The sequence below is a fragment of the Hydrococcus rivularis NIES-593 genome, from assembly GCF_001904635.1.
Classification (GTDB): domain Bacteria; phylum Cyanobacteriota; class Cyanobacteriia; order Cyanobacteriales; family Microcystaceae; genus Hydrococcus; species Hydrococcus rivularis.
The window spans coordinates 20481-40696 of the sequence record NZ_MRCB01000036.1; the positions used below are offsets into that span (position 1 = coordinate 20481).

A 20216-nucleotide genomic window follows, 5' to 3' on the forward strand; every position below is an offset into this window, starting at 1 on the left:
AGTGTAACTAAGCTACGACGGCATCGGCTGGAGCTGGGGTTGGAGCTGGAGTTGGAGCCGGAGTACCGCCGGGATTGAGGAAGTTAGCGAAATCATCTCTAACCGCATTACCTAAAACTCCAGAGACACTGTTGGTCGCACTGGCATCGAAGAGGCTAGCAAGCCCAGCTTCAACTCGCCGTGGATCTACCGTACCACCGCCGGGAACCCCTTCACTGGGATTAATGCGATTGTCGCCAGCGGGAAGTTGCTCGCTAGGAACGAGCTGGGGAGTCTCGGTGGGCGCTGTACCAGACTCGTCGCCAGCAATTCTCTCCCTGGCAGATCCAGTCACCCTTTGCAATCTTCCTCGCCTAGCGTCAAGCTGAGCGAACCAGGCATCTACCGCTTCAGTATTGGTTCTTCCCAAAGAACCATCGGTAAATCCGGTCACATTAACTCGGTTACCAGTGTTGTCTACGCTCAAGCCTGTCGCGTAGTCAGTTCCCGCGCTTCCGAACTGTTGAATCCACTGGTTGTTGCCTGCCGTGTCGAACCTCGCCACCCAAGCATCATTTTCCCCTCTATTTCTGCCGCGTCCGCTAATCCTATCGTTCGTATATCCGGATATATAGATATCATCTTGTGCACTAATGTCCATATCAGCTAAATAGGAGCCATCATCGCCTGGAGTGCCAAACTGCCGGATCCACGTCGGCGTTCCATCTGCTGGGTTAAATCTGGCGAGCCAGATATCGTAAGCAGGATTGGCTTGGCTACCCGCCTGAAAATTACCTGTCGTCCATCCAGTGGCATAGACATTGCCTTGGCTGTCAACATCAACTCCCCAAGAAAATTCAAGACCTTGATCTTGACTTCCCAACTGTTGAAGCCACTGCACCTGACCGCTGGGATCGAGCTTCGCCAAAAAAACATCGTACTTTGACAGATTTCGAGAGGGATCGGCTTCTCGAACTAAACCCTGAGTCCACCCTACCACGTAGGCATTGCCATTCGCATCGGCGGCAACGTCGTATGCCTCGTCAAAAAAGGGAGATATGTCAAAAGGAAAAGTCGCTCCTGGCGCTCTAACCGCTGGGTTAAACCACTGCTGGTTCCCATTGGTATCGAATCTAGCCACCCAAGTATCATCCTGAACGGCAAATTGTAAGATGTCTTGTCGGTCGTTGTTTTTGATTCCCAATCCTGCCGCAGTGACATTTCCCTGTGCGTCTACATCGAGGGCATTTGCACCATTTGCAAAACCGCTAGTTAAATTAGCACCAAACTGCCGACCCCACAGCAGATTGCCATTAGGATCGTACTTGGCTATCCAGGCATCCTGAGATTGCGATTGCAACGGACCAAACAGGTTGCCCTGGGTCGATCCCGCCAGATAGATGTTTCCGGCACTGTCCGTAGCGACATCCAAGATCGAATCACTCTCGGAAGTTCCAAACTGCCGAATAAATGTTTGGTTGCCATTTTTATCGTATTTGGCTACCCAGAAATCTGAGGAGCCTGCGGAGGTGGTGCCATTTTGGACAGCCCCAGTGGTCGTTCCAGCGACGTAGAAATTGCCCGCAGGATCGGTAGCCGTATCGATCCCAAGATCGACACCAGAACCCCCTAATTGCTCGGCTCTCCTTTGCGCTGGTCTTTTGGGCGGTTGGTTGCCCACGTACTGAAAATAGTTTGCTGTCAGACTTAAATCGACTTCAGGTTTTGAGAGCACGAAACCGACGAGGTCGGGCACTCCCTGTCTGAGCGAAAAGATCGCCTCGCCAGCAAATGGTTGTTGAATTCCCTCGATCTGCAATCCTTCCAGTTCTAACAAGACATAATCTTGCGCAGAGCCGTTTAGCTGTATCCTGTCCTGAGAGGGATCGAAATCGTATATGAATGCGAACTCATTAGTTCCGAACAGATTCGTAGTAGTTAGGGTATTCGGGTCGCCTAAATAGTAAGGTCCGGTGCTATCTCCGAGAACATGTCTGTCTCGTCCTACCGAAGGAATATTCCTTTGTAAAATGAGAAAGGGATTTCCGCCTTGCGGAGTCCTTTGAATCTCAGTAATAATTTCAAACTCTGCTGGAGAGTTGTCAAATATATCCCCGAAAAGTAAATCTATATTTTGGGATGGAGGAGTTGAGTTGCGCGAAAAGGCATATATGGTATCGTTGCCACGGCGACCGAAAGTTGCTTCCAACCTCTCATCGGGTTCTGCAAAAGCTAAGTCGCTGACAGGCGTGAATAATGAGACAAGTAAGTTTAATTCTTCATCCATCTTATTTAAGTCCTCTTAATTCAATAATTTAGTTTTTTCGAGACTTAAGGTTCGGATTGGTTACTACTTTACCGCTGACTCGCGTAAAGGAAAAGTCAAATCGCTGAAATCGTATGCTGCTAAAGCTTCGATTGTTTGGGTCAATTAGTTGGTTATGGGTTGGTTATGAGACTGACAAAAAAGATTTAAAGCCTATAATTTTCTACAGGAAATATTTAGAAGTTTAGCCCTATAAAGGTAATAAAAAAGATTAGAGCGACAACGGGATTATGCCGCAAGCGAATAATCTTATAATTCTTTCAAACCTTTATCTATTCTCGTCTCTACTTCTGTGCCTATGGAGCGTTGCTCTCGAAGGGCAAATATCTTAGAGCTATTGTACCCAAGCTGCTTAACCGCTTCGATCGAATCTTTAAGGAGTAGAAATTCTAATCCCCGCCATTGGTTGAACACGCTGAGATAGCAACAGATTCGCTCGTACCAACTTAGCGGAGCTTCCCAGACAGAACTCAGACACTCTTGTGCTATTCGCCAATGTGGAAAGAATATTTGCCCCTCATTGGCTGGATCGAACCATATAGTATAGGCATGATGATCGGGAAGCTTGTCAGTTGGTTGTTTGGAGTTTCCACTCGCATAAATCAATAAATTGTCAGTGAACTGACTCATTGATTGTTGGGCGTGTTTTCTGTAAGAAAATAGGTATTCGGGGATTTCATAAAAGCGACCGAGCATAGCAAGTTTTAATAACAGAATTTCATCCGCATAAGAATAATTGCCTATCAGTGGTCTCATTTTGAGAGCGCTGGTGCGAATTAGCCCAAAAATTTGAATGTTTAAATGCCGACCGAGCAGCGCGTGAAAGCGCTCCTGCGGGTTCGGCGCATTGGTGTTTAGCTTGGCTTGGTAGTGTTGTAAAACTTGTCCATCTTTGTCAATGATTTTTGTGTAGGAGTGGCACAAGACTACGTTAGGGTTCTGTTCGAGTACCTTAACGCACTTGAGCAGAAAATCAACAGCCAGTACGTCATCATGGGCAGCCCACTTAAAGTATTTGCCCGATGACAATTCAAAAACGCGATTGAAGTTCCATGCCGCACCGAGATTCTTTTCGCTGCGGTAGTAGCGGATGCGGGAGTCTTTGGCTGCGTAGTCCCGGCAAATCTCTTTGGTAGCGTCGGTTGAGGCATTGTCTGAGATAATTAGCTCGAAATCTTCAAACGTCTGCGCCAAAATTGAATCCAAAGCCTCTTCGATAAATTGTGCGCCGTTGTACACTGGCAATCCTATGCTTAACGTAGGGTTATTATTTTTCATGTGTCTTCTTCAATCTTTTTTATTGTTAAACTTTTGCTCCAAGATCTCCTATGGTTTGCTCGCTGCTGGCTATTAATAAATCAGACAATTATTTCAAAACATTAGTTTATTTATTTGTTGGCAGTGATTTTTAACGATCGAATTCTTTCAAATAACTAGCAATTGCCTCGATTAAGTTTTGAATATCCTCTAAGCTATGATGCAAAGTAACAGTAAAACGGATGCCAGTTCTTTCTGGTGAAACGGCGGGGAAAGTAGCAACATTGAAGTAGTAACCATCTCTTCGTAAATTTTCTGCCAAAAACCTAGTTTTGTCGCGTTTCCCAACCCTAACAAAAAAGATAGGAGCTATTGATTCTTCGATAGGCACGTTATATTTTTTCAATAGCTCGTTACAATATTTAATTCTCGTCAGTAAATCGGATTGAAGCGTTCTTATCTCATCGGATAAATGAACCTTTGCGGATGCAATACATGCTCCCAGTAAGGGAGGCTGTATGGGTCCTGTGAATATAAGTGGTTCTCCACAGGTTCTAACCCGTTGACTCCATTTCTTTTCTGGAAACACTAATGCGCCTCCCGCCGCACCAAACGATTTATTTAGAGACGTAGCAATTACCATCTTGCTATGTAATTTAATCGTATCTAGCGTATATCCACGCCCAGATATTCTCTTCCAACTCATGCCATGAGCATCATCTACATACACATATAACTGTTCGTAATCATTCAGCATATCTTCTAAAGTCTTTAATGGCGATATATCGCCATGCATGGAATATATGCCGTCAATCATGTACCAAATACGAGAAGCCCTATTTCGCAGTTCTTTAATTTTCTGCTCTAGAATATCCAGACGATTATGGGGAATTTCGATCGCTTCGACACTATTTTCCAAGGATTTTAGTAAGTTTACAGCCATGCGCACAGTATTATGAACGTGGCGATCGAGGACGATAACATCCTTACTCTCAATCGTTACAGGAATTGCTGACATATGTGCAAGTGTTGTAGAAGGCAGAACAATTACGCAGTCGGCAGAAACATTAAAAATTTGAGCCAACAAAGCTTCCAGTTCAGAATGTTGACCGCTAGCTACATAAGCACGAGAAGAAGAAAATTGAGTGCCATATCTTAAGGCGCCTTCGATCGCACCATCAATCAAGCGTCTGTCAGTTTCTAATCCCAGATAACTACCAGAACCAAAGTTAATCAAATCCTGTCCGTGGATTTTTATCGTCCTGCCATTCAATTCGTCATCTTCTACAGATAAATAACAGTATCCCTTTTGGATTCCTTTTGTCATATATTGCTCTACAATATTCAGATATTTATGATGTTTAATCTGTGACATTTTTTTTGCTTCCTTTATTGGGTTTATTTTGAATTTAGTTTTTAAAAAATATGATTGGCAGTTTCTTGTCATTCCGTGTAAAATTTTTAGTTAATTTATTTAGTCATTTAGAAACAAGTTTTCTTCGCTGTACGGCTTCTAATCTTGCTTTATAATCTGGAATTTCTGTTCCCATCAATTTATCCCACCAAGTAAAAATCAAGGCATAATTTCCATTGAATTTTTCATGGTGCATATTGTGGTGCGTGCAGGGAGTTTTCCAATTAGTTAACCAAGATTTGGTAAACCATTGAGGATAAATTTCATAACCCAGATGAATTACGATCCCATTGAGCAATGTCAACAGCGCCCAAATACTTACAGCCAAGTCATGTACGGGAATAATAGACAGAGTTATCATCTGACCCAAAAATAAGATGGCAGCTTCCAAAGGATGAAAAGAATAGGTCGTAAAAGGATTGGGATCGACACTGTAATGATGAATTTTATGAACGCGATGAAAAAGTTTGGGATGGTGTAGAAAACGATGCGCCCAGTAGAAATAGGTATCGTCGAAAACTAACATCAAAAACACGCTCAAGACAAAGTATCCCCAACCATAATCGCTGATATTGGTATAAGCATTGTCATAAAACAGACCGTAGCGACTATGAAAAACTAATCGGTCTAAAATCCAACCAACTGTACCAATAACTACTAAAGTCGAGAAACTATATTCGATTTCTCTAAAAATTACTTTGACTTTTGTTCTTCGCCTGGGCTGAATGCGGAAATGTGTAAGTCGTTGTTCGAGGATCGCCCAAAAAAGTAGAAAACAAAAAATTGTATATCGGAAATAAGCCGTACCAGTATGAACTAAAGTATCGGAAATGCTACTTAACAATCCATCAACCAGTTCCATAAATGTACTCTAAATTTTACTTACCTGTTTTATTTATTGAATATTTATTTACAGGTTATCTAAGAAGTAGAGAATGTCATGTTGAGCGGAGCGATCGCAAAGTGAAACATCTGAGTATACCAACTCCAAACAGGACAAAATAGACTTTAGCGATAGCCTTGTATATAGAATCTGCTGACTAATTGCTAATTGCACATTGCACACGCAGGGGCGAGTGAAGTTCCTCCGAGCAGCGATGTTAATTGCGAATTGTCAATTGCAAATTACGAATTGGTAGGAAGTCTCGTTTCTGTCCGTGGCGTTGTAGGTGCCAATTCCAAGCATGAAGTATCATATCTTTAAGATCTCGATATTGAGGTTGCCAGCCCAAGATCTTTCGAGCCTTGTCGCTGCTGCCGACAAGGACGGGCGGATCTCCGGGACGGCGAGGACATTCGATCGCCTTGATGGGTTGTCCGGTCACTTGTTTGGCTGTCTCAATGACTTCTCTGACCGAGAAGCCGCTGCCATTGCCCAGGTTGAAGGTTTCGCTATCGCCTCCGTCGAGCAAACGCTCCAATCCCAACACGTGAGCCTGGGCTAAGTCAACAACGTGGATATAGTCTCGGATACAGGTTCCATCTGGGGTTGGATAATCGGTGCCGAACATAGAAATCGACTCTCGCTTGCCCAATGCTGCTTGCAAGACAAGAGGAATCAGGTGAGTTTCGGGAGTATGGTCTTCCCCCAGTCGTCCTGCCGGATCTGCCCCAGCTGCATTGAAGTAGCGAAAAATAACAGAATTTAAGCCGTAAGCCCGATTAAAATCAGCCAATATGTGCTCTACTGTCAGTTTGCTGATTCCGTAAGGATTGATGGGACGTTGGGGATGATCTTCAGGAATTGGAACCGACTTGGGTATGCCATAGGTGGCACAGGTAGAAGAGAAGACAATTTTTTTGACAGAGGCTTCCACCATAGCTTCTAGCAGAGTCAGGGTGCCGACAACATTGTTGCGGTAATACTTGGCTGGAGAAGAGACTGACTCGCCGACGTAGGCATAGGCAGCAAAATGCATGACCGCAGCGATCGAGTGAGTACTAAACAGACGATCGAGTAAAGCGCGATCGCCAATGTCGCCGACAATCAGTTTGGCTCCCAAAACGTTTTCTACGAGGTCTCGATGTCCGTAGATCAGGTTGTCGAGGATAACGACCTCATAGCCTGCCGCTTGTAAAGACTGCACGGCATGAGAGCCGATATATCCCGCTCCCCCAGTTACCAAAATAGTTGGCTTAGTTTGAGACATAGTTGCTTGCTCCTTGTTTTGGTCGCGTTGCGAAAATGATTGGATAATGGAAACTCCGGTTAGGAAAAGTTAAGCCGCTCAAAAGTGCGATCGCCCCTTATAAGTCGGCGAAATAAAGGCCAGAATCAACAATGCTCCGGCTAGCAGGGCAATACTGGCTACAAGCACGGTTGCATGTAAGCCCGACACGAAAGCATTGCCAATCGCCCGATGGATAGCATCGAGCGAAATGTTGGCTGGGAGGTCATTGGGGACTTTAGCTCCACCGTGCAAAGCATCGGCGATCAGTCGGTCTTGGACGTTGGCGGGTAGGTTCCAAGCAGAGAGCGATCGCCTCAAGTCTGAAGCTAGCCGTTGCGTGAGAATTGTTCCCTGTATGGCTATTCCAAAGACATTGCCGAGACGGTTACTGACGTTGAGTACCGCTGAGGCAATTCCCGCTTTACTAGAGGGTATAGCGCTCATCGCTGCCGCTATCAGGGGCGAGAGTGCTAAACCAGCGCCCAAGCCAGAGAGAACGAGACTTCCCAATATAGCTCCATACTCGGTGTCGGCACTCATGCGGGTAAATGAAAACGTCGCCACGCTCGCCATCGCCAATCCCATCGCGATCGCAAAGCGCCACCCCAACCGCGCCGCCAACCATCCAGAAACGAGCGATGCCATGACAAAAGCCCCATTCATCGGCAGGAAGCGAACCCCTGCCGCCGTCGCCGAGTATCCCTGCACCTGCTGTAAGAACAGGCTGAAAATGAACAGTAAGCTGACGAAAGTGAAGAATATGAAAACTGAGACGACATTAACGACAGCAAAAGTGGGGTTGTTAAATAGGTTTAGTGGTAGCATCGGGTGACTGCTGCGAGACTCAACGATTAAAAATGCCAGAAGGCTGAGTCCGGCAACCCCCAGCAGACCGAGCGCGAGCGGCGATTGCCACAAGCCAGCATTCCCCTCGGTAAGTGCGTAGGTGAACGAAGCCAGCAAGACGATACTGAGCAGAAAACCCGGCACATCTATAGGCTGCTGCCGCAGATTCCCGACTTCCTTGACAAAGCAGAAGGTCAGCCAAAAAGCGATCGCGCCTAGCGGTAAATTAAGAAAGAACACGCTCTGCCATCCCAAAGTATCTGCAAGTAGACCGCCTACCACAGGACCCGCAACGAGAGCGAGTCCCGACACAGCAGACCAGATCCCGATCGCTTTAGCTTTCTCCTTCGGAGCGGGGAATGTATTGGCGAGAATCGAGAGAGAACCTGGGACTAAGGAAGCAGCACCAATGCCCTGAAGCGTTCGCCCAGCAATCAAAACACCCAAATTGGGCGCCATAGCGCAGATCGCAGAGGCAGTCGTAAAAATAACCAGTCCGGCTAAAAAGACCCGCTTGCGCCCATACATATCTCCTAATGTCCCACTTGGCAGCACTAGACTGGCGGCAGATAAGGTGTAGGCGTTGAGAATCCACTGCAATCCCGACAGATCGGCATCCAGACTGACCTGAATCTTGGGAAGCGCTACATTCACCCCAGTATCGTCGAGATTAGCCATGAACAGTGCCAAACACATCGCCCACAGCGCGATCGCTTTAACAGGATTTCGATTCATCGCCCTCACTGCCCCAGTTCGATTGCTTCTGCCACCGTTGTCCTGTCGCTACTAGGGACAATCTTCTTTAAGAATTCGACCACTTCAAACACGGCGCGATTGTCGATAGCAGCAACATTGGCCCGATAGCGAGCCAACTTTTGGGGGTCGAGAAACTCTTCGACGGCGCGATCGATCTCTCGAAAACTGCGCAGCACCAAACCCACCTCTTTGAGTTGAACCCACTTAGCGTTGTATCGTTCGTGGATGAGCGTGGCAAAATTACATTCCACAATAACTGGCAGCTTCATAGCTATTGCCTCGCTGATGCTACCGGGACCCGGTTTGCCAATGAAAAAATCGGACAGATGCATATAATAAGGCATGTCTTGAGTAAAGCCAGTGACAAACCGCTTTTGGCTTCCTTGGCTATTGCCCAGAGCCACAGCGAGTTCTTCATTGCGTCCGCAAATAAAGATCAGTTGTAGTTTGTCTTGAAAACATTCCAGACGCTTGGCTATGTCGAGCATCACTTTAGAACCCTGACCCCCGAACATCACAAGTCCGGTGAGACAATCTGGATCTAAACCCAAACGTTGTCTTTCAGCTTGGCGATCGCACTTTATCGGTTCGGAAAATCGAGGGTGAATGACCATGCCCGACGTTCTAACGATGCGCTCTGGTTTCACTCCCAAAGAACGAGCTTGCTCGACGGCTCTTTCGGTGCCGCAGACCGTATAATTGTCGGTTTCCGGTTCCATCCAAGATCCGGGTGGCAAATCCTCAAAATCGATAGGGACGGTTACATAGGGAGTGCCAGGTTTGACCTTCGCTAAACTTTCTGATGCTACTTTGTTATAGAACGCTACTATAGAAACCACCATATCTGGCTGTCGCTCGCGCCAATATTGCTCAAAAAACTTGAGACCAAAATCGTAATTGAGTTCGATCAGTAATTTATTGAGGCGAAACATCAGCGGAAAAAGCCACGTCCAGCCGCTTTTGAGCATCAGGTTGTACAAGTCATGAGAAGAAATTCCGAATAACTCATAGATATTCACTATGCTCTGTTTCTCTGCTAAGCTCGCCACTAGATCGTCCATATCGGTTACATTGAGCTGCCAAGGCAGTTGTTGCTGCTCGATGACCGAACGGATTGCATTATAGGTAGCGTAATGCCCTCCGCCACCCTGCGAGGTGAGAAACTCGATCGCAACTTTTTTCATAATCGCTAAATTTTATCTATTGTGAATTGTTTTGGTCATTTTAGTCTTTCAAGCAGATGTTCTCCGACCCGCAAAGCGTTCGCTATAATCGTGAGCGTTGGGTTCACAGCGGCACTAGACGGGAAAAAGCCACCATCAACAACGTAAAGGTTATCAACATCATGGGTGCGGCAATTGAGATCGAGTACCGACGTTTTGGGGTCTTCTCCAAAACGGCAGGTACCACATTGATGCCCGACATCTTTCAAGGACATGTTTGCTGTCGTTAAATAAAGCGACAACGATCCAATATCATTGCGTGGCTCAATAGACCTTAACACTCGAATCCAACGCTTGATTAAACGTTTATACGCTTCCTCATTGTTATTTGTATATTCGAGATAAATTTTCTCACCCTTGACATACACGCGATTGTTGGGGTCTGGCAAGTCTTCAGTCATGAGGAGCCAACCAATCGCACGATCCGCTATTGTTTTATAGATTACCTTGGGGACAAAAGATGGTCCATTAGCGGCAGCTCTGTCTGTAGTAATAGTACCGAGCGATTGCACGTTTCCCATTGGGTAATCAAAATCTTTGTCTCCCCAATAAAAATCATTAACGGAAAGCGTCTTGGAATATACTATTGATTTGGGTCTTACGGTCAAAGCTACGATAAACGCAAGCTTATGCATCATGTAATTGCGTCCCACCAAATTGGAACTATTTGCCAATCCGTTTGGATGTTTGTCATTAGCCGATTTAAGCAACAATACTGCTGAGTTGATGGCACCACAAGCAACAACAACGATATCCCCAGAAAAAATCTGGCGCTTGCCTGTGATTTCTGTCTCTACGCCAGTCACTTCCCGACCCGATCGGCTGGTATGCAAGCGCAGCACTTTGGCTTCGGTCATTAAAGTCACATTGGGATAGGTTATTGCCGGACGCACGCCATTAACGTCAGCATCGGCTTTGGCATCGACCAAACATGCGAAGCCATCGCAAGTATCGCAACGAAGGCAAGCACTAAAAAGACGATTGACTTCATTGAGCTTGATACCGAGCGGTTGGTAAGCAGGATGCAAGCCTCTATCCTTAAGCGCATAGTGGATTCGTTCCATATAGGGTTCGTGGCTAATTGCCGGAAAAGGATAGTCTTCACTGCTTGGAGGGTCGGTTGGGTCGAGACCTCGCTTACCATGGACTTCGTAGAGTTTTTCAGCCCTATCGTAGTAGGGGGCAAAATCGGGGTACTTTAAGGGCCACTCCGGAGAGATACCACCTTTGTGAATAACTTTTTCAAAGTCTCGCTCGCGCAATCTGTATAGAGCGCTACCGTAAAATTTGGTATTGCCGCCGACATAATAGTGGGTAAACGGACGCACGGGTTTGCCGTTCTTGTCGTACCATATTTCAGAAGTTCGATAGCGATCTTTGGCATAAATTTCTGTAGAGTCCCAATTCGCTTTTTCTTTGGGAAGAAAAGTTCCTCGCTCTAGGACTAGAATTTTCTTGCCACTTGGTGCCAGAGCATTTGCCAGAGTTCCACCGCCAGCACCCGTACCAATAATGATGACATCGTAATGCTCGTTATTCATTTGCATAGAAGTCGTACCGTGAGGAAGTGAAGAGCTTGTGTGTAATTTAGTTTGGTAAGAGGCCCTCAGCCTGCATTTGCTTTTGGGCACAGCTTTGGTTGATCTCGACCACGCCTACCTTTTGAAAGACCGCATCTCCAAATTGCGGAGACAGTTGTGAAATTGCATATAAGATTTTGGTAGGAAGTCCTTCGAGTACGACTTCTTTCTGGTTTTGCTTAATCGATTGAAGGACTATATCTGCTACTTCCGTTGGCTGGGCGACGTGGGCTGCACTAGGCGGTGTGATGTCAAGAGCACGAAACATTCCGGCATCAGTAATTCCCGGACAGACCACCGAAACGCCAACATTAGTACTTGCTAATTCCTGCCGCATTGCATCCGACCACATAATCAAACCAGCTTTACTGGCTGAGTAGATGCTGTTATATGGCGAGCCTTTTTTGCCAGCCCCAGAAGAAATATTGACGATATGACCGCTATTGCGCTCTAGCATGCCCGGTAACACCAAACGGGTTAACTCCATCGCTGCCGCAAGATTGGTTGTCAGGATCGATTGGATATCTTTTAAGGCGTATTTTTGAAAAGGTCGGAATTTTTCTATGGCAGCATTATTAATCAAAATATCGACGGGTGCTGCAAGTTTCTCGATCTGCTCGACTAAAACCGATAATTCTTCCAATTTGCAGAGATCGAAGGAGATGCCAATCCCTTTACCACCTGCGGCTTCAACCTCAGCACAGATTCGATCTAAACCTTCTTGAGAACGGGAAACGCCGACTACAGTTGCCTGCTCTTTTGCCAAAGCGCGGGCAATGAATGCGCCAATGCCACCCGAAGCCCCGGTCAAAACGACTGTTTTACCTGCTATAGTTTTCATTTTCAGTCTCCGTTCTGTAGAAATTTTTATACAAATTCTTTACTTCTGACTTCTGGCTTCTCAAGGATTCCCTCTAGAAAATCAACCACTTCAAACACGGCTTGATTATTGAGAGCGGCGGCTTTGGCTCGGTAACGGGCTAAGTTGTCGGGGACGAGCAGTTGTGCAACAGCGCGATCGACCTCTCGAAAATCGCGGACTACGATACCAACCTCGTTACTGGCGATCCACTCCGGGTTGTATCTTTCTTGAAGCATGGTGAAAGCATTGCTGACTGTAATCACTGGCAGCTTCATTGCCAGCGCCTCGCTCATACTTCCGGGACCGGGTTTGCCAATGAAGAAATCCGATAAATACATGTAGTAGGGGATTTCGCTCGTATAATTTTCGACGTACCTCGGCAAGCGGCTTTGGCTGCGGCGCAGGGTATCTGCTAGTTTTTTATCGCGTCCGCAGATGAGAATGAGTTGTAGATTCAGCGAGGATCGCTCTAGAGACTGGGCAACCTCTAGCATGGCATTCGATCCGCGACCGCCAAACATGACTAAAGCCGTCGGCAAATCTGGCTCTAAACCCAACCGTTGTCTTTCAACTGCGCGATCGCAATCGATCGGTTCGTAAAACCGAGGGTTAATTACCACTCCCGAAGTACGGAGAATTTGCTCTTCGCGATAACCCAATTCTTGGGCTTGTTCGACCATCCGTTCGGTGGGACAAATTAAAAACTGATCCTGTTGCTCTATCCAGAAGTGAGGGGGACAATCTGCAAAATCGATCGGAAGGGTAATGAAGGGAACATTTGGTAGGGTCGCCTGCAAGCCTTCATAAAGGATTCGGTTTATGTATGGAAACAAGGAAATTACGATGTCTGGCTTGTGCTGGTACAAGTAACTTTTTAGCCGCTTTAGCCAAGCAGAATAGTTGAGGCGAACTTTTAGCTTCAGCGAGGGAACCAGGATCGGTTCGTTAAAAATTCTGACCCAGCTTCCCCAGCTTTCTTTGAGTACTAGATTGTTATATACCGTTTGCGGAAGACTCGTTCCACCGATTTCTTTAAAAAATTCGACGACATGAAATTGCCAAGGCAATTGCCGCATCTCGATCGCTTTTTGCAGAGCCTTGGCGGTGCTGTCGTGACCTCCGCCCATATCGGCTGACATCAAATAAACTTTTTTCATCTAGTTAAACCTCTCAATTAAGAGCAATAGTCAAAATATCGACATGTTTGGCTACAAAGTTTTGGCAGTTGAGCCAGCCTTTAGTAAATCCGTTTTTTGCAGCCACTCCCGCGTTCGTCGCATTCCCTCTTCGAGATCTATTTTTGGCTCGTAACCTAGCTGACTTCGTGCTTTAGCAATTGAATAAGCATAGGGGCGAGTTACCCAATTTACGGATTGTGGTAAAGTATCGGGGTTTTGACCGACAACTGACTGACCACAACAGCGCAGCCAAGCGATAAATTTAAGTACGCCTGCTGGTAGAGAAATAATAGGCGCGGGTACATCTCCTATTTTCGCCAGGCGCGTAAAATACTCTTTCCAGGACGTTTCTTGTCCGTCGGTGAGATTAAAGACTTCTCCATAGGCTTCTTTTTCTATAGCCAGAAATATGCCCTCAATTAAATTGTCCACGTATACGTGGTTCATGACTCCTCGCCCGCCATTAGCCAAGGCAAATACTCTTTCGCGCATTAATTGCAGCGGTCTAACTACCCAGGATGTGCTTCCAGGTCCGTAGACATCTCCCGGTCTGATGATGATGATGCCGAAATCTGGCGGGGCGTTGAGTTTTAAGAGTTCTTTTTCGCTTTCTATTTTTGTCTGGCAATAAGGATTATTCTCTCCACAGAGCGGTCCCTCCTCCGCAACCCCATTAGGAAAATTAAAGCCGTACACCATGACGCTTGAGAGATAAACAAAAGTGTTCGCGCCAGCATTTTTAGCGGCTTTAGCCATATTGAGGGTGCCACCAACATTGACCTCATAAAAATCCTTCGGCGAGCCACCTTCTTTAACAATGGCAGCCGCATGCAGAACGATGTCTACTCCTTGGCAAGCTTTTGCGGCAGCAACCGGATCGGTGATGCTGCCTACAATTACCTCGGCACCTAGTTTTTGTGCCGCTTTAGCTTTTTCTTGGGAACGTTGCAGTCCTCGAACTTTCATCCCCCTAGATAGAGCGATTTCGGCAGCCCGCAAGCCAATAAAGCCGCCAATTCCGGTAATGAGAAGCGTTTTGTTTTCAAGATTCATGGCTCGTCGATATGAATTAAAGTTCAGCTAGCAGCTAGACTCGCTTTAAGGGAAGCAAAATGTTTGCCTCCCAGTTCGATTTGTCCCTGTTCCACGCCGGTTTTGATTCTGGCAACTAAATACTCCCAGTCAGAGGCGATGATATTGGTGCCATGATCTGGCTCGACCAAACCAGCTAAAGCAATATCGCTACCATAGCGATCGACAAGATTACGGATGCCTAAAAAGTTGAAGACTCCTGATTCGTAAGTTCCACAAGGAACCGAGGGGTTGTAAACTCCAGTACAATATTCGTTTTTCGATTCAAACCACGCGATCGATGGATACCCGTGAAAATGAACCATGGGTGCGCCATTTTCGATTAGATTCGGTGCATATAAAGCGGCTGCCAGAGCCATAGAGACCATGACATAGATATCGTAAGAAGGTTTGATATCGCCTGCTGCCGGATCGATTCCTTTGGGTACTTGGAGTAATAACCTGTCTTGTAAGCCAATCCTCAAAACATCAGTTTCTAGATTGAGGTCGGTTTTCTTGGAACCCGATCGAGAACTGACAAGCCATAGATCTGGTAGCTGCTTAAATACGTATGTTTCCCCAATCCTGGTTTTTATATATCTTCTACCAATTTGGTTCTGGCGCAGTTCGTCGCGACTGAACCCTTCGATAGAGGACAGTCTTTCCCACTCTTGCTCGGATATTTCCACCGCACCCACGTATTGCGGCGGTTCGGCGTAGGCAACAAAACCATAAGAAACGCCCGTTCTGCCATTTGCCATCCAGTCCACAATATCTCGGTGGGACTTTCTTTTGACCGCATCATCAATCTTAAAACCAGAAGGTAGTAGACCCGTTGATGCCAACTCCCGACCCATTCTCACTAAATTGGTTGCATAAATCGATTCTTTCGGATCGTATTCACCAATCTCAAATCGGCTTAGGGGCAATGGTTGAATTGGTACGTAAATTTTAGGAATTAAAGATTTACAAACAAATTCATCAACTGACTCTACAGGAAATACCGAATCTGAAAGGTTCATATTTAAGATAGAAATTTTGGTGTCGGAAACTCCGATCGCGATTTCAGAAAATGTTTCGATCAGGGTATTTACACCAATAGGAATTTTCTGTTGATAAGGAATTTTTGGATCGACAAACTCTTGGTTGAGTTTTGTTAAAACGATCGCTTGAGTATTGGTAGGATCTTCTAGCGGTCGCGCATTCTCTTCTGCCCAACTGATAAACTGCATGATTTTAGAAGCAGATATCTGGCGATTTTTTAAAACAAAGCGAGAATAAAATTTATACAGTAACTCGGCTGCAAATATCTTCACTTTTCCTAGTAAAGAAGGACGTTTTTCTACATCGACAACCGCGCTAACCCCCGCTTTTACTACCCTGGTGGCAATCTTTTTTTTCCAATTGACAAAAGGAATTGTAATTTCGTAGTTAAACTCTTTAGTGGCTTCTTCCCAAGATAAGATCTGAACGCCATTGTCCCGCAGCTTGCCCTCTAACTCTTCTCGAAACTTCAAAATGGTTTCTTCTTTGTATCCATCGGGCAAAGGTCTAAAGGTAACTTTTAGCTTATTTGCCATAATTTTTGGATCGATAACGGGAGGGATAAAGCCAGTAACTTTACGGCAATAACCTCCAATCAAACGACCAATTGTCTGCAAGCTAAGGTCTTGAGTTTCAGAAGTGCAAATATCGCTAGCAATTCCGTTATTTTGTTGTAGAAACGCCAGAATTTCTGTTTTGCGTTCGGCTAGCTTTGTGCGTATTTCTGGTGTTAGTAATCCCTTTGGAGAATTAATCTTGAGTTTGTCATTATCTGCCCATAGCTGAACGCCTTGTTGATTAAGGTCATTCACAAGTTTGGATACATTCATCGTTTAAAAATCCCCCTATTTTATAATCTTTTTCAGAGCGAATTTGAGGTTCAAATCTCAAAGATTTCTAACTCAGAAGCTTCTAATTCTTTGGCTAGGTGCTGTGAAAGCGACTCAATCGTGGGATAATGCACTAGCAAGAGTGGAGATAGATCGAGTCCAAGAAATTGTTTGCCAGCGCTAGCAATACCGAGCGCTAGCACGGAATCGAGACCGTAGCTGTCGAAAGGTACGCGAACATTTATGTCATCGGGTTTGACTCCTAGCTCTTGGGCAATGCGATCGACCAGCCAAGCTTGGATATCTTTTGCTGTCAGAGACTTGGGATCGATTGGTTGCGCTTGAGTTGTTGGCTCGATGAATCGCGACGCTTCGGTCTGCTGCTGGTATTGCTTGGCTAATAATCCAAGCAGCTTAGGCAGCAAATTCAACTCCTCTTTTGAGAGTTCTCCGGTCATTTCTAACTGTTTGATTAACTGTTCGCGTTCTGTCTGAGCGAGAAGGGTAGCCATTGAGTGCTGACCGTTATTTTGGTCTGTGTGCCCATTGTTATTCGGCTCAAACCAGTAGCGCTTTCGCTGCCAGGGGTAGGTCGGTAGTTGCACCGATTGACGCGAGTAGTCGCGATCGAAACCCAACCAGTCTACTTTGGCTCCACGCACATATAAAGTCCCCAAACTCTCAAGGAGCTGTTGCCAATCGTCTTTGCCTGGATTCAGGCTGGATAGACAAACTTTTCCTGTTTTTTGGGCAAGCATCGGCTTTGGTGCAACTTCTACCAATATTTCGTACCCCTGTTGCGCTAGGGCATTCATGTTGATATCATTTATGGGTTGTCGCATGCGATCGCCTTTGGCGCTGCTCTCCAGGCAATCGCACCAGTATTGAGGGGTAGCGATTTGGGCAGTTGCTAGTTCGCCAGTTAAAGAAACTAATGAAATTCGCGGTTGGAAATAGGTAACTTCCTTAGCGATTCGCTCCAATTCTCCTGACGATGACTCCATAAGCAACTTCAAGCCATCTTCCAAACCAAACACGCCAGCGACGGTTGCAGCAACATATTCTCCTACACCGTAACCCATGACTGCGGAGGGTTTGATGCCCCAAGATTTCCATAACTGGAAGAGGGCATATTCGAGGGCAAATAAGGCAGCTTGTTCGATTGTGGATTGGGTATTTGCTTCGGCTTCTTGTGGGTATAAAACTTTAAGTAGTGGCTTTTCTAGATAGGGATGTAAGATTTCGGCACACTTATCTAAAGCAGCTCGAAAAGTCGGTTGGGTTTCGTAAAGCTGACGACCCATTCCTACATAATGGGAGCCTTGTTCGCCAAAAAGAAAGACGATCTTGGGAGGAGCTATTACCTTTCCCTTGAATAATCCTACTGCTTCCCGTCCAGCACTGAAGGCAGCTAGCTTGTCGTAGAGTTCGGCAGTTGAGGAAGCCACGACGCTCAGCCGATGCTGAAAATGCGATCGCCCGCTATTTGCCGTAAAGCAGATATCTTCTAGGGCTAGGTCTGGGTTAGCGGCTAGGTGCTTCTCGTACCGCTCGGCTAACTGAACGAGAGCCTCATCTGTCTTAGCCGATAGCGCCAGCAAGTGTAGGGGACGCTCTATCGACTTTCCTGGCATTGGCTCTGAAACGGGAGCCTCTTCGAGAACTACGTGAGCATTAGTACCGCTAAAGCCAAAGGAGCTAACTCCCGCCAGCAACGGCTTTTTGCCTACAGACCAAGGCAGACAATTTGTCGGAACTTTTATTGGTAGTTCGTCCCAGGGAATGTAAGGATTGGGCTGCTTAAAGTGCAGGTGGGGGGGAATCTCTTTGTGTTGCAAGGCAAGCACCACCTTGATCAGACTTGCTATCCCCGCAGCCGCTTCTAAGTGACCGATGTTGGTTTTCACCGAACCAATGACCAGCGGTTGTTCTTGAGGACGGTTCTTGCCAAATACTGCCCCCAAGGCTCCCACTTCAACTGGTTCGACTAGAGACGTTCCCGTGCCATTTACCTCTACATAACTGACTCGTGTCGGTTCGATGCCTGCATTCTCCAAAGCTTTACCAATTACAGCCTGCTGAGACGGTCCGCTATGGGCTACCAAGCTACTACTGCGACCATTGTGACTGACCGCTGAGCCTCGGATCGTGGCTAAGATCTTATCCCCGTCGGCTAAGGCATCTGAGAGGCGCTTGAGGACGATGACTCCACATCCTTCTCCTCGCGTATAGCCATCGGCAGCGGCATCAAAGGTTTTACAGCGGCCATCTGGCGCTAGCATTCGCGCTTTGGATAAGTTAATACTATTTTCTGGAGCTAGGAGCAAGTTTACTCCGCCTGCTAGAGCCAGACTGCACTCTTGCAAGCGCAGGCTCTGGCAAGCCAGATGAACTGCTACTAATGAGGAAGAGCAGACTGCATCGACTGCAAAACTAGGTCCTTTGAGTCCTAAACTGTAGGATATGCGTCCAGCCGCTACACTGTGGGAGTTGCCCGTTCCGTAATAAGCATCAATGTCTGTCGGTTCCCCCGTTCCTAAGAGTAAGCTGCTATAGTCGCCGCTAGAGATCCCGACAAATACGCCTGTTAAGCTGTTAAACAAGCGATCGGGTGCCTGATTGGCATTTTCCAGAGCCTCCCAACTTACTTCCAGCAGTAAGCGCTGCTGGGGATCGAGGCTAGCAGCTTCCCGGACCGGAATGCCGAAAAACTGAGCGTCGAAGGCATCCACGCGATCGAGAAACCCTCCGTAGCGGGTAGATATCTTGCCGGGGGCATCGGGGTCTCGATCGTAGTATTTTTCAATATCCCATCGCTGGGGGGGGACTTCTGTAATGGCATCAACCCCGTCGCGCAATAGCCGCCAGAATGCCTCTGGATTGTCGGCTCCTCCAGGAAATCGGCAACCCATGCCAATAATAGCGATTGGTTCTCTTCTGGCATACTCGATAGCATCGAGTTTGGCTTGCATGTCGTCTAAAGCCTTGAGTGCCCGCTTGATAGGAGATACAGACTTTTCTTGTTGTGAATTTAAATCCATCTCTTCAGTACCTCATGTTGTCCAATTTACTAAGCAGCAACGCTTCAGCCTCGCTGTCTGATAAATTGTCTAAATTTGATTCGGCTACACCTTGCTCGCGATCGCTACTTTTGTGTAACTCCACAGCAGATTCATCAAAAAACTCCGCTCCCATCACTTCTTTAGCCAGATAATCCGTCAGTGCTTCGACTGTTGGATAGTCAAACGCTAAAGTTGTGGGAATAGAGCATCCTAAACTGGTCTGTAGATGATTCCTTAACTCCACAGACATGAGCGAATCGAGTCCCAGATCTGACAAACCCTGCTGTATATCTATTCGATCGGGTTCGCTCAACCTCAGAACTTTGGCAACTTGACTGCGAACATGATTGATCAATAAATTCCGGCGATCGCTGACAGGAGCAGACTCTAATTGTTGCAAGAACGCTGTTTGTTGCGTTGCTGGATGCTCGGATGCTACTCCGAAAGTCTCAAGGAATGACGACATCACGCCTTCAGGGAATCGTTGTAGAAACTTAGACCAATTAACTGGCAATACCCCCACCTGAGCGGCGCTTCCTGCGAGCAAATTTCCTAATACTTGCATTCCCTGGGCTAAAGGAATCGGCTCAATGCCCTGGGCAGCCATGCGAGTGCGA

The 20216-nt window shown here is 46.5% G+C and carries 14 protein-coding genes; all 14 read right to left on the reverse strand.

The window, feature by feature from the left end:
- Positions 1 to 7: 7 nt before the first annotated feature.
- The gene (locus NIES593_RS20360; protein WP_073601326.1) at positions 8 to 2266 is read right to left on the reverse strand and encodes an SBBP repeat-containing protein; all 2259 of its coding nucleotides are present in this window, start codon (positions 2264 to 2266) and stop codon (positions 8 to 10) included.
- 288 nt (positions 2267 to 2554) lie between these two features.
- Positions 2555 to 3583 carry a glycosyltransferase family 2 protein gene (locus tag NIES593_RS20365; RefSeq protein WP_073601327.1) on the reverse strand — a complete coding sequence of 343 codons (1029 nt, stop codon included), beginning with the start codon at positions 3581 to 3583 and terminating at the stop codon, positions 2555 to 2557.
- Between the two features lie 130 nt (positions 3584 to 3713).
- A complete protein-coding gene (locus NIES593_RS20370) occupies positions 3714 to 4889 on the reverse strand; it encodes an aminotransferase class I/II-fold pyridoxal phosphate-dependent enzyme (RefSeq protein WP_175561191.1) in 1176 nt (391 codons plus the stop codon).
- A gap of 151 nt (positions 4890 to 5040) precedes the next feature.
- On the reverse strand, positions 5041 to 5838 hold the full coding sequence (locus NIES593_RS20375) for a sterol desaturase family protein (protein ID WP_073601328.1): 798 nt from the start codon (positions 5836 to 5838) through the stop codon (positions 5041 to 5043).
- 238 nt (positions 5839 to 6076) lie between these two features.
- Positions 6077 to 7126 (reverse strand): UDP-glucose 4-epimerase GalE, encoded by a 1050-nt coding sequence (gene galE, locus NIES593_RS20380; protein WP_073601329.1) that lies wholly within the window; start codon positions 7124 to 7126, stop codon positions 6077 to 6079.
- A gap of 78 nt (positions 7127 to 7204) precedes the next feature.
- Positions 7205 to 8728, reverse strand: a complete 1524-nt coding sequence (locus NIES593_RS20385) for an MFS transporter (protein ID WP_073601330.1) — start codon at positions 8726 to 8728, stop codon at positions 7205 to 7207.
- 5 nt (positions 8729 to 8733) lie between these two features.
- Entirely contained in the window at positions 8734 to 9933 is a 1200-nt protein-coding gene (locus tag NIES593_RS20390; RefSeq protein ID WP_073601331.1) for a glycosyltransferase, read from the reverse strand.
- A gap of 35 nt (positions 9934 to 9968) precedes the next feature.
- Positions 9969 to 11513, reverse strand: coding sequence for a GMC oxidoreductase (locus tag NIES593_RS20395; protein ID WP_073601339.1), 1545 nt, complete (start codon positions 11511 to 11513; stop codon positions 9969 to 9971).
- 46 nt (positions 11514 to 11559) lie between these two features.
- Complete coding sequence (locus NIES593_RS20400; protein ID WP_073601332.1) at positions 11560 to 12393, reverse strand: SDR family NAD(P)-dependent oxidoreductase; 834 nt, start codon at positions 12391 to 12393, stop codon at positions 11560 to 11562.
- Positions 12394 to 12419: 26 nt separating this feature from the next.
- Positions 12420 to 13571, reverse strand: a complete 1152-nt coding sequence (locus NIES593_RS20405; protein ID WP_073601333.1) for an MGDG synthase family glycosyltransferase — start codon at positions 13569 to 13571, stop codon at positions 12420 to 12422.
- A 51-nt stretch (positions 13572 to 13622) separates the two neighbouring features.
- Positions 13623 to 14645 (reverse strand): NAD-dependent epimerase/dehydratase family protein, encoded by a 1023-nt coding sequence (locus NIES593_RS20410; protein WP_073601334.1) that lies wholly within the window; start codon positions 14643 to 14645, stop codon positions 13623 to 13625.
- 23 nt (positions 14646 to 14668) lie between these two features.
- Positions 14669 to 16537, reverse strand: a complete 1869-nt coding sequence (locus tag NIES593_RS20415; protein WP_073601335.1) for a TubC N-terminal docking domain-related protein — start codon at positions 16535 to 16537, stop codon at positions 14669 to 14671.
- Positions 16538 to 16587: 50 nt separating this feature from the next.
- A complete protein-coding gene (locus tag NIES593_RS20420) occupies positions 16588 to 19578 on the reverse strand; it encodes a type I polyketide synthase (protein ID WP_073601336.1) in 2991 nt (996 codons plus the stop codon).
- A gap of 4 nt (positions 19579 to 19582) precedes the next feature.
- A partial coding sequence (locus NIES593_RS20425) for an acyl carrier protein (RefSeq protein ID WP_217651989.1) occupies positions 19583 to 20216 on the reverse strand: 634 nt, incomplete at its 5' end.

Coding starts and splice junctions, on each gene's coding strand:
- galE (WP_073601329.1), bottom strand. CDS start 7,126: ATGTCTCAAACTAAGCCAACTATTTTGGTAACTGGGGGAGCGGGATAT.
- NIES593_RS20415 (WP_073601335.1), bottom strand. CDS start 16,537: ATGAATGTATCCAAACTTGTGAATGACCTTAATCAACAAGGCGTTCAG.
- NIES593_RS20370 (WP_175561191.1), bottom strand. CDS start 4,889: ATGACAAAAGGAATCCAAAAGGGATACTGTTATTTATCTGTAGAAGAT.
- NIES593_RS20420 (WP_073601336.1), bottom strand. CDS start 19,578: ATGGATTTAAATTCACAACAAGAAAAGTCTGTATCTCCTATCAAGCGG.
- NIES593_RS20375 (WP_073601328.1), bottom strand. CDS start 5,838: ATGGAACTGGTTGATGGATTGTTAAGTAGCATTTCCGATACTTTAGTT.
- NIES593_RS20390 (WP_073601331.1), bottom strand. CDS start 9,933: ATGAAAAAAGTTGCGATCGAGTTTCTCACCTCGCAGGGTGGCGGAGGG.
- NIES593_RS20405 (WP_073601333.1), bottom strand. CDS start 13,571: ATGAAAAAAGTTTATTTGATGTCAGCCGATATGGGCGGAGGTCACGAC.
- NIES593_RS20395 (WP_073601339.1), bottom strand. CDS start 11,513: ATGAATAACGAGCATTACGATGTCATCATTATTGGTACGGGTGCTGGC.
- NIES593_RS20360 (WP_073601326.1), bottom strand. CDS start 2,266: ATGGATGAAGAATTAAACTTACTTGTCTCATTATTCACGCCTGTCAGC.
- NIES593_RS20410 (WP_073601334.1), bottom strand. CDS start 14,645: ATGAATCTTGAAAACAAAACGCTTCTCATTACCGGAATTGGCGGCTTT.
- NIES593_RS20385 (WP_073601330.1), bottom strand. CDS start 8,728: ATGAATCGAAATCCTGTTAAAGCGATCGCGCTGTGGGCGATGTGTTTG.
- NIES593_RS20400 (WP_073601332.1), bottom strand. CDS start 12,393: ATGAAAACTATAGCAGGTAAAACAGTCGTTTTGACCGGGGCTTCGGGT.
- NIES593_RS20365 (WP_073601327.1), bottom strand. CDS start 3,583: ATGAAAAATAATAACCCTACGTTAAGCATAGGATTGCCAGTGTACAAC.